This is a genomic window from Flavobacterium piscinae, assembly GCF_004122145.1.
Taxonomy (GTDB): domain Bacteria; phylum Bacteroidota; class Bacteroidia; order Flavobacteriales; family Flavobacteriaceae; genus Flavobacterium; species Flavobacterium piscinae.
The window spans coordinates 78,085-93,390 of the sequence record NZ_SBKQ01000002.1; the positions used below are offsets into that span (position 1 = coordinate 78,085).

4 protein-coding genes are annotated in these 15,306 nt (G+C 36.8%); all 4 read right to left on the reverse strand.

Going from position 1 to position 15,306, the window contains the following annotated elements; all coding sequences use genetic code 11:
• Positions 1-428: 428 nt before the first annotated feature.
• A complete protein-coding gene (locus EQG68_RS01875) occupies positions 429-6,305 on the reverse strand; it encodes a fibronectin type III domain-containing protein (protein WP_164975368.1) in 5,877 nt (1,958 codons plus the stop codon).
• A 361-nt stretch (positions 6,306-6,666) separates the two neighbouring features.
• The gene (locus tag EQG68_RS01880) at positions 6,667-7,197 is read right to left on the reverse strand and encodes a hypothetical protein (RefSeq protein ID WP_129463092.1); all 531 of its coding nucleotides are present in this window, start codon (positions 7,195-7,197) and stop codon (positions 6,667-6,669) included.
• 100 nt (positions 7,198-7,297) lie between these two features.
• A complete protein-coding gene (locus tag EQG68_RS01885) occupies positions 7,298-10,609 on the reverse strand; it encodes a hypothetical protein (protein WP_129463093.1) in 3,312 nt (1,103 codons plus the stop codon).
• Positions 10,610-10,916: 307 nt separating this feature from the next.
• A complete protein-coding gene (locus EQG68_RS01890) occupies positions 10,917-15,254 on the reverse strand; it encodes a lamin tail domain-containing protein (protein ID WP_129463094.1) in 4,338 nt (1,445 codons plus the stop codon).
• Positions 15,255-15,306: the final 52 nt, after the last annotated feature.

Below are 15,306 nucleotides of genomic sequence, written 5' to 3' on the forward strand. Positions count from 1 at the left end.
ATAAAATATCACGTGATTCAATATCCGATAAAAAACACAAATCATCGATAAAATACAAATAAATCTAAGATGCAACTTACTTTTCTGATTAAAAAACAATAAAGCGTTATTAATCAGCCTCATAAATCCATCTTATCATGCATTAATTTCAACAAAAATACATTTTTTCGCGAATAATACTCATTAAAAATGTATAAATTATTAACACAACAAAATTGTTTTGTTAAATTATAGCTTTCTAAACTAATTCAATTTAACTAAAAGGTAAAATTAAACAGAAATTTTTATGAAAGGTTACTTATTCGATGAATAGCTTTAAAAATCGATTAGCAGAATTTAACTCGTGTAAAAGCTATTTTTTTGGGTTAAAAAGCAAAAAAAAGCCCTTTGTGTGTGCAAAAGGGCTTATACAAATGAAGATTATTTGGTTAAAATATTATTTTTTTGGTGACTGAATTACCTGATTCATCAGTAATTTGCACTAACAAAACTTGGTTAGCAATAACCAAATTCTCAAAAGTAGTGGCGTTACTTTGAATATTTTCTTTTGTTGCAATTTTTCTTCCACGCATATCAAAAAGAATAATTTTTTCTAATAGGGTATTAGTAGAAGCTAAAACACTTATTTGTTGATTATTTTTAATAACTACAACATTTTTTATATCAAAAGGAGTTACACTTAAAGTTTCATCCGTGTAACGAAGAATAAAACGACTTTCAAATGTTCCGGACTCCGTGAAGAAAATATAAGGTTCATTTTTTAAATTGTGAACTATATTAAGTAATTTATCTTCTAAATATATATTTTGATCGTCAAAAAAACCATCAAATGTAGCCAATTGAATTGTGTAATAACCTTCTGAAGGTGAATTGTATCCTAAAGGAATTAAATCATTATCAACGAAAGGAAGAGCTCTCCCTTGTATAGATAATTTTTTATCATTCAAAATGGAATAAAAACTAACCGGATTACCGGCTTCAGTTAATTCTCCATCGTATTTACTATCAAATCCATTGGTTGCCTCAGGTACATAACCTACCAATAACTGTTTAAAGCCTCCCTCTTCATTAGTTAGTTCAAGCCAAAGCCTACTTTTGTTTACAATAGATTGTGTAAGAGGCATACTATTCATTCTGAAAAACTGTGTATTGTTACTCAACAAACGCATAGAATTTTTAAAAGTAGCCGTTCCTGTTCCGGCACATTTCATAAAAAATCCTTGTCCAGCCACAATGGTACCATTCGGAATAGTATTATTAATTCCTGAGTTAGTAGCAGATTGTGTCCCTACACCACCGGTATAATTATAAATTGCGTAATCATTGGAAGTATATTGGTAATTTGTAATGGGAGTATTGTGTGTCCAAAAATAAATTGTTCCACCAACTACACCGGCATTGGATGGATCATCCATAAAATCATCGGCACTTATAGCACTTGGATAAGGATTTCCTAACAGGTTTCTATCGTTTAATCCACTAACTACAATCGGTACAGTTATATCTCCATTGTGTGGAACTCCAACAAACTGACCGTTATAAACCGTTGGTGTAGTGGCATTGAACGGCAATATCCCCGGAGCTCGAATAATATAGCCAATACCTGCTGTAAAAGTGGAAGCAACTGAGACGTTAGACCAATTATAAATGGCAGTATTCCATCGGTAAAATCGTGCAGCATTGGTATTTGGTGAAAACGATCCAAAGGTTTGATTAGCAACCGGAGAAGACCAATATGTATAATCATAAGTTACCATAGGAGTGGAATTTCTACGGTAAGTTATTGAACCTGAATTGACAACATCATTAATTTGAATCAAACTAGCATTGTTTTCGAAAATAATTGAAGTGCTAGCCGGTGGTCCGGTAACATCAATTTGATTGTTAACAATAAAATTATGGTTTGCTAAAACAGTAACTGTGCCAGATTGAACCTCCATAGAGCAAGCCTGAATATCACCAGATGAAGTATAATTTCCGGCAAAAACAACTCGCTTGGTATTATCAGGCAAACCATTACTCCATGCCGTGCCATTCCAAACTGTAGTTGGAAATTCAACGCTTTCAACAGCAGAGTATGCCAGCGGACAAACCCCACTTTGGATTACAGCTCTAAAATATTTGATGCTTGTTATTGTTCCCATTTGTGCAGGAGTGAGTGTATCGGTGGTGTTTGGAATTGTATTTACATTGACAGTAAACGCAGCATCATCCGCTGATTCCCACCGAATAATTGTTCCAGCGTAACCGGATAGGGTAATTGCAGTTGGTGTGGTATCTGAGCATAAAACCTGACTTCCGGAAAGAACCCCTCCTACAGGAGTCGGGTCAACCGTTATCAAAATATCCTCTGTTGTACTACATCCATTAGTTCCTAAAGCGGTAGCAGTATAGGTTCTTGTTGAAGTAGGTTGAGCGTACACAATTCCGACAGGTGTTCCTGCAACGTAAGGAACAGTAGCTCCGGCATCGGTAAATAATTCGGTATCAGGCGACCATAATACGGCGAGTGAAATAGCGGCCGAAACTTCAATGTTATCAACACCCCAAGCCCAACCCCAGTTGGATTCAAAATTAAAACGTACTTGAACATTAGGGTTGCCAATATATGCATCCAGATTAATCGTATGTTGAACCCAATTGCTACCGACTCTTTGAGAGGATAAAAACGTTTCAACTACAGTCCAATTCGTTCCATCAGTAGATACTAATACTTGTGCCACATCCCCAGAAATATAGCGTAACCAATGCCAAAAGGATATAGAGGCAGAAACATACACACTTAAATCAAATGGTGGCGATGTTAATGTTGTTCGTGTTATGGTGGTTTCACCTTGAGAATCAGAATTAGCTAGGAAAAAAGTAGAGGCATCGTTACTCGAAAAAGTATTGGTCCAGTTTGGACTTCCATAATTGTATGGACTTGTTCTCAAAGTCCATTGAGATGCCATTACATCCCCCGCAATGGAAGTATTTGCTGCCACCCAACCCGGTGCACCACTATTAAAATCTTCTGAATAAACAACTGTAGCTGTAGCAGACCCTACTGATGCTGACAATGGTTGAATATCATTTTCACAAATAGTTGCTGAGGCCGGTACTATAGCAATTGCCGGTGGTAAAGGATTTACGGTTACGGTAATAGTGGCTACATTGGTACATAAAGCCCCTGAGGTTTGAGCGGCTGTTAAAGTGTAAGTAGTAGTTGTGGTAGGATTAAATTCAAAACCTGCACCAATAGAACCGGAAATACCAATGTTAGGCGACCAAGTAAACGTATTGTATGAACCTGCACCGGACACAGTTACGAGCGGAGTTGTTTCACCACTACAAATTTCTTCAGAACTACTGCTCAATGAAAACGCCGGAGGCAAAGCTACTGTTGCATTTACAGCAATTCTTGTTGAAATACATTCTGTCGTAAATCTCCAATTATAGAAAAAATAATAAAAAGTATTATCAAGAGGATTTCCTGTAATTTGAGCCACACTTGAAACATACGGATAAGAGGCTCCTGACGAATTACTTCGTAAGCCAGAGGTTGGCATATTACTTATATAAAGATTATAAGTTCCAACCGGAAGTGGATAGTTTAACGAAATAGTTTGAGGAGTATTTCCACCTGTTACTGATGTTGTAAATGGAAAGGTAGCAATTGTGACGTTGAAAGAGTTTCTTAGGACAATTTCACCTGATTGACCGGAAGCCAAAGGAAATATATCAACGGCTTGAATAGTTGTACCTGTTAAAACATCAAAACTCATACTTGTTGGAAAAGTAGAATTTTCTGTTGTACCTCCTTGTGTTAACGGGGAAATTGGCCCAGCTTTTGCAGTGGCACCAAACGCTTTAGCCTGAGCATAATAAACAGTAGTTGAGTTTAATGAAGGTGTTGTAAAATTATTTCCGGTGAAAATGCTTACCCCTCCAGTAGGCACATCGTACCATTCAATAAAAGAACCCGAATTAGGGATCGCAGTCAAATTTAAAGTACCCACACCACATCGAGAAGCTCCTGAAGAAGACGTAACTAATGGTGTATTACATTCAGTCGTAAATGTCTGGACTTCACTCCAAACACTTCGATCAACTCCCCCACAAAAACCTCTTACCCAAAGGTAGTAAAACGTAGAAGCTGTTAGTCCTAAAATGGTTGCGGAAGTAACACCTGCACCAACAGAACCGGAAGGAACCGTTGCAAGAGTTGGAGGTGTTGGAGATGTAGAATAATAATACTGATAGCCATTTGATGGTGGAGGCACAGAAGCAGTCCAAGAAATATTTGCTGAATTATTGGTTACCGAAAGGACTTCTACATCGGTTGGCTCAAAACATGTTGGTGAAACAGTAACGCTAATATCGTCTATGGCAATAAAACTTTGATCTGCTATACTAAAGCCATGAAATCCAATATAATACACACCACTACTAACCGGTGTAAAATCAACTGAGGCGACTTGAAAAGCGGTGTTGTTAATATTAAGTAAATCTAACAACGTAACATTCATCCCAGCCACATCTTGTGAATTTCCTAAACGTACCCTTAAATTTTCAAAAAAAGTACCCGCAGCTCCTGTATTATACCTGAAAAATAATCGATAAGAGATACCTCCAGTTAAATTTAATCCCGGCATGAAAAACCAATCATTCATGTCTACGGTAGGATTTTTAGCAATATACATTGCTCTGGGAGAGGAAGAAAAACTTACACCTTGAACCCCCCACTGAATAACATCTGCATTATCATTTTCACGAGTAAAACAAGTTGCTAAACCAGCCAATGGTGAAGTATCGAAGTTTTGAGTATATGGAATATTGTAATACCCACAAGGTAGTACACCAACATTAATTATATTACTATTAATTGCACAAGGTCCTGGACCAATTGCACGAACACGGTACCAATAATTTGTGGCCGTAACTAAATCGGACACCGTAAAACTATTCACCAAACCTACTGAAAGGTCGTTATAAGCAGGTAAGATGTTAGTGAATGTATTATTAGTAGAAATGTCAATTCTGTAATCAGTAGCAATTGCTACATTATTCCAATTGAGTGTAAATCCATTTCCATTGATTGCAGTGGCTGCAGTAGCTACTGCTGTTGGGGTACAAGTCGTAGCTGAGGCAGTTAAAATATTTGATAACCGATAAAATGGTGCCCCTATACAATTATCATTATAGGGAATTACCCAATAATAATAAGTTGTTCCTGCTGTTAATCCGGTTTGTGTAAAAGTCGTGGTAGAGGAAGGAGCACTACTTACCACAGTATAAGTTCCTGCGACAGTATCACCAGCGACCCAATAACCTCCATTGCTTATTTCTGTTGCTGTAGGTGGCGTATTAACCAAACTTCTCACTATTAAATAATGAGAAGAAGAAGGTGTTGCCGGTGTAAAGCTATTCCCTATAAAAGAATTAAATGTTGTATTTGTTCCCCCAATTACAAGTCCTGTCGCCGAAGCAGAAGGTGTCGTACAATTTGATGAAGGAGGCGTCCAAGTATAGGTTAAACCAAAATCAGGATAAGCCAAAGAAGGTGGTATTGCAACGGAATTACCAATTGTTCTTACATTACTGGTTGCCGCAGTTCCGGGTAGCGTAGTACCAAACCAAGGAGTACTTGTTGTTTTTAACCTATTCAATACATTTCCAGCACCACCATTTCTTGGAAATGTTGTATTTGGTCCACGAAGACCAACTTGCACGGTACGGGAAGTTGTTCCAAGCGGCACACAATTTCCATACGATACTTGTATTTGATTTGTGGTTTCAAAAATTTTAATTTGAAAATTAAAAACTCCGGGGTCAATTACTCTCTCTGCATTTTGCCATTGGACAACTAGAGATCGATTAGGAGCCACACCTTGAATTTCATATCGAATTGGAGATGAACCTGTATTATCAATCAAATTAATCCCTAAACCACTAATTACTCCATCGTGTGCAGTATTAGTACTTATTGGGTTGTACGTAGTTGCCCCGGGTTGTGTAGTTCCAAACGTGATGTATCCATTTGGACTCACATAACACTCAGTGTGCGTTACTCCATCAAATACAAAATTAAATCCAAAGTTTATTAAAGTGGCTGACCCGGTTGTGTGATTATCCCAACCTGCTGGGTAAACTTCAGTTGCGGTTGGAGAAATTGATGTGTAACCTGAAATCGCCTCAGAAAAGGTATATGCCGTAACTTGTGCATTACCAGTAAAAAAACCTGATAAAAAAAATAGTATTGCCATTATACTAATTTCTTTTCGATCTGAAATAAAACTAGCAATTGTACTTTTACTTGGTAACATTTTTGAGTAATTCATAATATTGTATTAATCCTAAACAGGCATTAAAGCAAAAATAATTTTATTTTGAATAATGTTTATGGAATGATTATAAAAATCTAAAAATCAGATTTTTCCATTATAAAAATACATCATTTCAATTATCACACTCGGTTTTTATTTTTAAAAAATCAACAAATCGATTAAAGTCAAAAATAATCGACAAAATGCACATCACTCGAAATAATTATCTTATATTTCTTATAAATGGATTTATTTAAAAAATCATAATATAATTCAGTTAAATAAAATAAAAAAACCCTCTAAAAGAAGGGTTATGAAGGGTTTTAAGTAACTGATTGTTTAGTTTCTTTTTGACGTAAAACTAAACCGTTGCGTTTACATAACTGTCTGCTTTTTTCATAATCGAACGAATCAAGATTGTTTTGGTAGACATTCCAGATTTTAAATATTGTTCTTTTTTTGAAACTAAGGAAGAACGGTTAATGGTAGTTGATTCTTCTTTTGCAGTAGATACTTTCGTTTCTTGTTTTGCTCCGGAAAACCAATTTGATATTTCAATTGAACTCATTTCAACAGTATTTTCTTGAATCATCTCTTGAGCATTTTCTTCTGATACCATTTCGTTCGCTACTGATGTTTGAGCAGCAACTTCTGTGATAGCAGAGAAAAGAACTACGATTAAAGTGATTAAGAATTTTGTGTTGATTGCTTTCATATTTATTTTAAAAATTCGTTTTGTTTTTATTTCTGATGTAAAAGTATATCGGTTGTATGCCTCTACCCGATTTTTTCGATGACGTGTCGATAAACTCGATAAAAAGACAACGGACTGAAAGTGAATGGATAAAATGTGCATTTCGTCGATAGTTGCTTTATTGACAGTGCTTTTCATAGAACGACAAAATGTGCATTTCGTCTAATCAGTCACAATTAGGCATAAAAAAAACCTTCGATTACTCGAAGGTTTTACAATTTATAAAGTGTTATTTTTACTAGTGAACTACTTTTTTGGAAATGGTTTGTCCGTCTACTGCAGTCAATTGAACGATTAACACTTGATTTGCAACTCGTTCTAATGGAATGGAGAAAGTAGTTGCTGAAACATCATTTTGCTCCGCAACTAAACGTGCACGCATATCGAATACTTTTATGTTATTCATTGGAACAGTTCCGGAATTGATTTCGATTGTTTTATTTTTAGAATAAACAACTACTGTATTTTCGAGAATTGGATTAGAAACTGACAAGGTACTTTCGTAAACAATTTCAAAACGGTTTGAAAATGTTCCGGCTTCGGAAGTGAAATTGTATTCTGATACTTTTAAATTGTGTTCAACATCCAACAATAAATCTCTTAAATAAATTGGTTGTGATTCCAGGAACAGTCCATCTACATGATCGATTGCAATAGTATAGTCTCCGGCAGAAGTTGCTTTAAATTGTAAAGGAACGATATCAGTTGTTTCAAAAGGCAAGCTTCTTCCTTGTATCACAAATGTTTCATCATTAATTAACGAAGTCAAAGCAATTGCTCCATCGTTAATATGTTTTCCATCAATGGCATAATCAATGTCATTCGTGGCATTAGACATGTAGCCTACTAATGTTTGAGAAAACAATCCTTCCGTATTTGATGCATTTAACCAGATTCTATGACGTTCTACTGTATTTTGCATTCTAAAGAATTGGTTTGCATGGTCATCGATTCGCATGGAATTATTGAATTCCAGACTTGTGCCGTTTCCGCTCGCTTCTACAAAGAAACCTTGTCCTGTTTGCAAAACATCATTTGGATCAAATACTTGTGCTTCGGAATTTGATACAAATCCTCCGGTTGTCCATGAACAATAACTTGGACTGGCTGCATTGTTTGTTTTTCTCCAAAAATATAATGTTCCTGTCGTATTCGCTGCATTTGTTGAATTACTCACAAAATCAACAGCGTCTATTGGCGATGGATAGGGATTACCAACAGCGTTAAAACGTTGTCCAACTCCATTATCCGTCATCGTGAAAGTATAATCACCATTGTTAGGAACACCTTCAAAAACACCGGTCCAAATCGTTGGAGTTGTTGGGTGGTTGTTAGGCATTCTAATTAAATACCCTGTTGCATTGGCAAAATCCGTTGTAGAAGGAACAACTGACGAATATTGATTAGCTGTTGTTGAATAAGTATAAAAACGATTGGCTAAGGTAGATGGAGAAAAATCCAGTAAATTTTGTCCTGCTACCGGAGCACTCCACAACGTATAATCTTGGCGAAGTAGTGCAGAACTGTTTCTTTTTACAATGATAGCACCACTATTATTGTTAGAAGTTTCCTCTTGCAATAAATTAGCGTTATTTTCTAAGGTAAAACTACTTCCGGTATTTACGGTCAAACTTCCCGCTAAACTCACCGTGTCTCCGGATGAAATAATAACAGTTGCATTATTGGAAACCGTTAAAGAACATGCGTTTAAATCACCCGCAGAGGTATAATCGTATTCAATTATTGCAGCCGTAGTTGCAGTAGGTGTTCCATTATCCCAGCTTCCTCCACTGGCCGATGTCCAAGTAGTTGATTCAACAGACACAACCACTTCATCAGTAACCGTACATCCATTGGATGTCACTTCTAGAATGTAAGTAGTAGTCACTGTTGGATTTACCGTTGGGTCTTGTTCGGTGGATGTAAATCCGGAAGGAATTGACGTCCAGGAATAGATAGGTTCAACAAAATTTCCTGTAATTACAATATCATCTATATACCAATTATCAATATTATAAATGTTTCCATCATATAAGAAACGGTAATAAAAAGCAGATTGATTTACAGCCGATAAATCGACTGTTACAGTAGTCGCGGCGACATCTCCTGTGGCAGTTTGACTCCAACGAGTAGTCCAAGTTGTACCATCAGGAGAAGTTTGCAAAGCAAGGGGAGCATCACCGGCAAACCAATCTAAATTATGTTTAAAATCCATCGATAGATTAGTTAATTCAGTTGCGTCTAATAAAGGAGATTGAACCCAAATTGAAACAAGTGTAGGATCACCACCGCTAAACCATTGCATTCTTAATTCATTGGCACTACCTCCGGCATTGGTTGTTGCACTTATACTCCATCTGTTTGTATCATTTGTTGTCATAGTTGCAAATCCGGTATCCCCATCTATTGTTGATAACGTTTGTATTGCCGCATTATAATCAGCTGAACCATCTAAAACAACAGTAGAAGAAGCACAAACAGATACATCTGTACCTGCTGAAACACCGGTTGGTGAAATCAATTCCCCGGAAACACTCACATTTCTTGTTGTTGCTCCTGTACTAGTGAGAGCAATCGTTGCAGGAGTGGGATTACTTGATAATGCTTTCATCCTGGCATAAATAGTTGTTGTAGCAACGTTTCCTCCTGATTGAGTTAATACTAATGAATCAGAAAAAGAAACATCATCCGTTGACACTTCAAAACCGGTTGGTGCTGTGATTAAAATATCATCGGTTAATAAAATCCCGGACACTTGAAAAGTTTGACTTCCGGAAACGGTTAAATTACAAGCTTCGAAAGACGGAAGACTTGTAGTTAAAACTGTAATGACCGGGTCAGTTGGTGGATCAAAACGATACACTTGATTGTTGGCCGGTTTAGCGGCAATATCTGTTGTAAAAGTAGTTGAACTGGCAGTAGGACTCGCTCCTGCACTATCCAACGTTAAATAAGTATCATTGGCATCATAAATACCAATAGTAGCACTTGGGTTATTTACAGGATCTGCACTCTGTTGGTAACGAAACTCAATTCGATTAGAGCCTTCATATAACCAAACTTGAAATTTTATGGCATCGGCACCGGATTGATAATTCCATTCATTTCCTCTAAATTCAATTTTCATGATACGATTGGGAGAAGTACCTTCTAATCGGTAACGAGCTCTTGCTGTGCTTTGTAAATCATCCCATAAAGGCATTAATACAGGTTTGTTTGTCCCAGCATTGGCTTCACTATTTAGAAAAAATGAATCCGTAGAAGCAGTGTTAAAAGTAATAAAACCATTACTACTTACCTTAAACTGCGTATAATCGGTACCTGCAAAATTAAAAGTAAAACCAATATTAGTGGTATTCGACAATACATCATCTGATGTATTATTCAAACCACCAACATTTGTTGTGCCGGTTAAATTAGCATAGGTTGCTGTGGTAGCTGTAAATGTATAGCTGGAAGCCGTTTGTGCATTGATCAATAGAATTCCGAATGCTAAAAACAGTACGCTAAATACTACTTTTAAATTCCACTTTTGTAATTGTTTCTCCATAATTCAACATTTTGTTTTAAATTATTTTTTTCAAAATTATCCATTTTTGCGAAAAAGCAATGGAAAAATATCGATAAAATACATATTTCATCGATGAAATGCATTTTTTAACAATATATTTAAGTTATATATTACAAAAACAAACATGAAAAACATGTCCTTGCACTTAAAAATATAGTATAAAAGGTTGGGAAATGAGTTTAGGGAAATGTGGTATTGGGCACAAACGTACAAAAAATAGTTGACAAGTAAACAAAAAAGCCCGTCAAAAAAATGACGGGCTTTCCAGTATAGTTTAAAATATAAGTTAGTGAACTACTTTCTTAGTCATTAACTGACCATTAGTCATTTTGATTTGAACAATTAAGACTTGACTGGCCAAACCTGTTAAATCTATTGAAGCAACGGATGTATTCAATTCTTCTTGTGAAGCTACTTTTCTTCCTCTGATGTCAAATACCGTTATAGCAGAAATTGTTTCACTACCTGCATTAATTTCAAGGGATTTATTTTTAGAGAATACTACTACGTTATTGAATGTTGGATTATCAAGTGACAAAGTAGATTCATAAACAATCTCAAAACGATCGGCAAAAACACCGGCTTCTGCTGTAAAGGCATAGGCTGAGTTTCTCAAATTATGTTCTATTCCCAGTAAATTATCTTTTATAAAAATATCCTCTTCTGTTTCAAACAAACCATCCACATTGGCTAATGAAATCGTGTAGGAACCGGCTGTTTCGGTTTTAAAATTCATTGGTACAACATCTGTTGCACTGAATGAACCTCTAGCTTGTACCGCAAACTCTTCACTGTTGATAAGGGAAGTAAATGCCGTTTGACTGTCGTTGATATATTTTCCGTCATACATGGCATCAAATTCTAACGAAGAATTTTCCATGTAAGCAATCATTGTTTGACCAACTATGTCTTGAGCATTACTTAAGTTTAACCAAATTCTGTTTTTCTCTTCATTTGCATTTCTAAAAAATTGATTATCCTGATTAGCTGTTCTCATTCCATTAGTAAAAGTTAATGAAGTGGATGTCGAACGAGCAATAAACCCTTGCCCGACTTGAATGATACCATTAGGGATTTGAGCACTGCTTCCGCTTCCTCCTGTTCCGGCTCCTCCGGCTAACGTATAGGTGGCATAAGCAGAACCGGCTGCTGCATTGGTTTTTCTCCAGAAGTAAAGAGCTTCTGAAAGGCTGTTGCCGTTGATAAAATCATCCGCATCAATAGTAGAAGGATAAGGATTACCCACTGCATTATAGGTATTATTAGCCACAGAAATGGTCACATCTCCATTATAAGGTACCCCCACGAAACTACCACTCCATACGGTTGGTGAAGTAGGATGAGTATCCGGCATACGAATCAAATAACCTGTTCCTTCAGCAAAATCTGTTGTAGAAGGAGTTACAGTTGCATATTGATTGTTTGATGGATTGTATACATAAAAACGGTTCGCCAATGTTAATGGTGAAAAGTCTAACAAATTTTGACCAGCCACCGGAGATGACCATAAGGTATAATCCAAACGCATTAACGCTGAACTGTTTCGGTTTACGGTAATATTTCCTGAATTATTAGTATCGTTGTTTTGAACTAGGTTTGCATTGTTTTCCACTACAAATTCAGTAGCGGTTAATTCATTGGTCACCTCATTTACCACGGTTACATTGGTTCCCGATGAGACGGTAAATGAACCACTTTCTACAGTCAACGATTTAGCCGTAAACTCTCCATCTGTTCCAGACTCATACGCTCCTGCAATAATCGCATCGATGGTAGCATCCGGACCGTCAATGTTTGACCATTCGGTACCATTCCACGTTACGGTAGTTGGTTTGGTTATTACTGTAATTTCGTTACTGTTTCCAGAGGTTGCCGCTCCAAGAACTGCACGAACTACATAGTAATAAGTAGTTTCAGGATTTAAACCGGTTACAACATAAGATGTTACATTACCAACGTTTATATCTTCTATTACATAAGTTGTTGAGGAACCGCCGTCAAAAGTGTGTGAGCCTAGATCAGTTACTGTGTCTATAGAAGAACTAGTCCAATCAGTTCCTAAGGTTGGAAATCCTGTTGGGTTAGTTGTAACACCTCCAATAATATCTGAATTTCTAACTAATGTTTGGTTAACGGTAATGTTACCACTATCAGACCAAGACGCACCTGGATCATTACCAATTTCTCCAAAAATATCAACAAATGAAGTTGTACTAATTTTATACAAAGCAACGGCATCATCACCATTAAAGTTTACCGCAGAATCAACTGTTGTGGTTCCTCCATATACACTTGCGGCTGAATTCCTGTAAACTATTGTTGCACCATTTGCTAAGTTGCCAGATAAAACATTTGCATTAGTTGGTGTTGATGCACCATTGGCATATAAGCGTAACTCATAATCACTTAAATCAATAGTAACACCTGTACCATTGTAAATTTCAATATATTTATTACTACTACTTCCCTCTATATATTCCGATATAAACAAATCCGTAGCAAAAATTGTTGTTTGCTCATATACATCAATTTCATAACTTGTTGCTCCTGCTACAGCCTCCCAATTGGCAGTAAATTCAGTTTGTCCGATTAATGTTCCTGCGGTAGCGGTTGGTGTACCCAATGCATTTACAGTTAATACACCACTCGAAGCCCATGGCGATCCATTGGTTCCTCCATACACATAAGTACTACTTCCGGTTTTGATAAAACGAGAGGCATAATAATAGGTTCCAGGAGTTAGTCCTGTCCCTAAATTTACTTGGTATTCATCGTTGTTTCCGGTTACTGAAGCATTATGTGAGGCAGATAACCATGTCCATGTTCCATCCGGTGTTGTATCGGTTGAAGAATACCCTATTTCTGCCGTGATGCCTGCTCCTTGACCTGCTCCTTCTGTTACGCCCGGTTCATATACTTGTGCAAAAACAGTCACTGTTTCACCCTCAGTTAGGGTGGCTGAAGTTGGGAATTGAATGTTGGCAAAATTTACTACATCCGCATTCACATTTAAAGTAACATTATCATTATTCCAGTTTCCTCCGGAACCTGCGTATACAAAAGGTCCTGTACCAATTTGAAAACGACCGGCATAATAATAGGTCCCGATTGGCAAACTGCTCAACGTCGCTTGGTATTCATCATCATTACCATATTCGGTATTGAATGTTGCCGGAACCCAAGTCCATCCCGGATTTGAAGGATCATCATCCGTTGAACTATATCCAACCCATCCAAAAAGGTTACTTTGCTCGCCTGATAGGGTGGTTAATCCCGGTTCATAAGCTCTGATATAAACGGTTAAACTACCGCCTTCCAAAATATTTTGAGTAGTGTTAGGAAACTGAACTACGGCATAATCCACCAATTGAGCGGCCAAAGTAGTACCGGATTCCGTACTTCCAAAACCGGTTTCAACATTAGCTCCATTTCTGGCTTTCACTTGAAAAGTATAAGTAGTAGAAGTTGTTAAACCGGTTACAGTAATTGTACTCCATGTAGCAGCAGTTTGCCAAACCGCAGTAGCACCCAATGAGCCATCACCTTGAACATATTGTCCTCCCGTTTCTTGTATAGCATACTCTGTTGTTGCCGGATTTGAATTTTCAGTTGTAGCATCAACCGTAACATCAAGAGTTGTTTGCAGTGGATTCGTAACAACTACAACGCCCGGTGTATTTGCCAGTGTATAAAAAGTCATGTCTGAACCATTAGTGGATACAGCACTCACTGTTCCTACTGCTCTGTAATGATAGAGAGTATTGACCGCTAAAGAACCAATTGTGGCTGATATACTTGTATCTGAAGTACCTGTTGCTGTTGACGGAGTTGCCGTTATAGAATTTCCATAGGTTACTGTTGTACCGTATTCAAAACTTGCGTCGGTGGTTGTTCCGTTAGCGTTGATAGCACCATTTAAATCAGCACTTGTAGTAGCAATGGCAGTAGCTGCGGTAGTAGTTACTGTTGGACCGGAAACTATTGCAGATGCATTTATTACAAAATTATCTAATCGATTATTACCTGTTGAATTAGTAGCTCCTGAAACTGTTAATCTCAAATAAACAACACTGGCATTATCGACTTCATTTATTGAACTTAAATCTAATGTTCTTGTTAAAAAAGTTGATGTTGTATTAGCAGTATTGGTTCCGAAATTTGTATAAGTCAAATTATCTGTACTCCAAGCCCATTGATGGTTATTAAAACCTGTACTTGTTCCTCTTGTTGCAAATGAAAGTACTGGATTTTCAAAACCTGTCATAGAGAATTTTAAAACTATGCTTTTTCCATTAGCAGAATTTCCTGTTCCTCCAACTAAAGAGTATGAGCTACCAGCAACAGTTGTACCTCGAGGATCATTAATCGTTGTCCCTGCAAACATTGTTAATTCATTTCCAGTAGTAGCTGTAATCCATGTTGAAGAACCATTTGTACCATTTGCAAAAATAGTGGCTATTCCAGATTGATTACCAATATTAGCTGTAACACTAGTTGGAGTATTTGGAGCAGCTAATGAGGTGTCAAATGTCCATGCAGCTTGTTGAGCATTAACAGTAACTCCCACTAAAATCAGAAAAAAAATAAAAAACTTCCCAAAAGTTTTAAGTAAAGATAAATTCATAAATAAAAAATTTTAGTTTTTGGAAATTTAACGACCAAAGCCGTCAAATCGG

Bases quoted from the DNA above. Each gene is read 5' to 3' on its own strand.
- EQG68_RS01875 (WP_164975368.1), bottom strand. From the start codon at position 6,305: ATGTTACCAAGTAAAAGTACAATTGCTAGTTTTATTTCAGATCGAAAA.
- EQG68_RS01880 (WP_129463092.1), bottom strand. From the start codon at position 7,197: ATGAAAAGCACTGTCAATAAAGCAACTATCGACGAAATGCACATTTTA.
- EQG68_RS01885 (WP_129463093.1), bottom strand. From the start codon at position 10,609: ATGGAGAAACAATTACAAAAGTGGAATTTAAAAGTAGTATTTAGCGTA.
- EQG68_RS01890 (WP_129463094.1), bottom strand. From the start codon at position 15,254: ATGAATTTATCTTTACTTAAAACTTTTGGGAAGTTTTTTATTTTTTTT.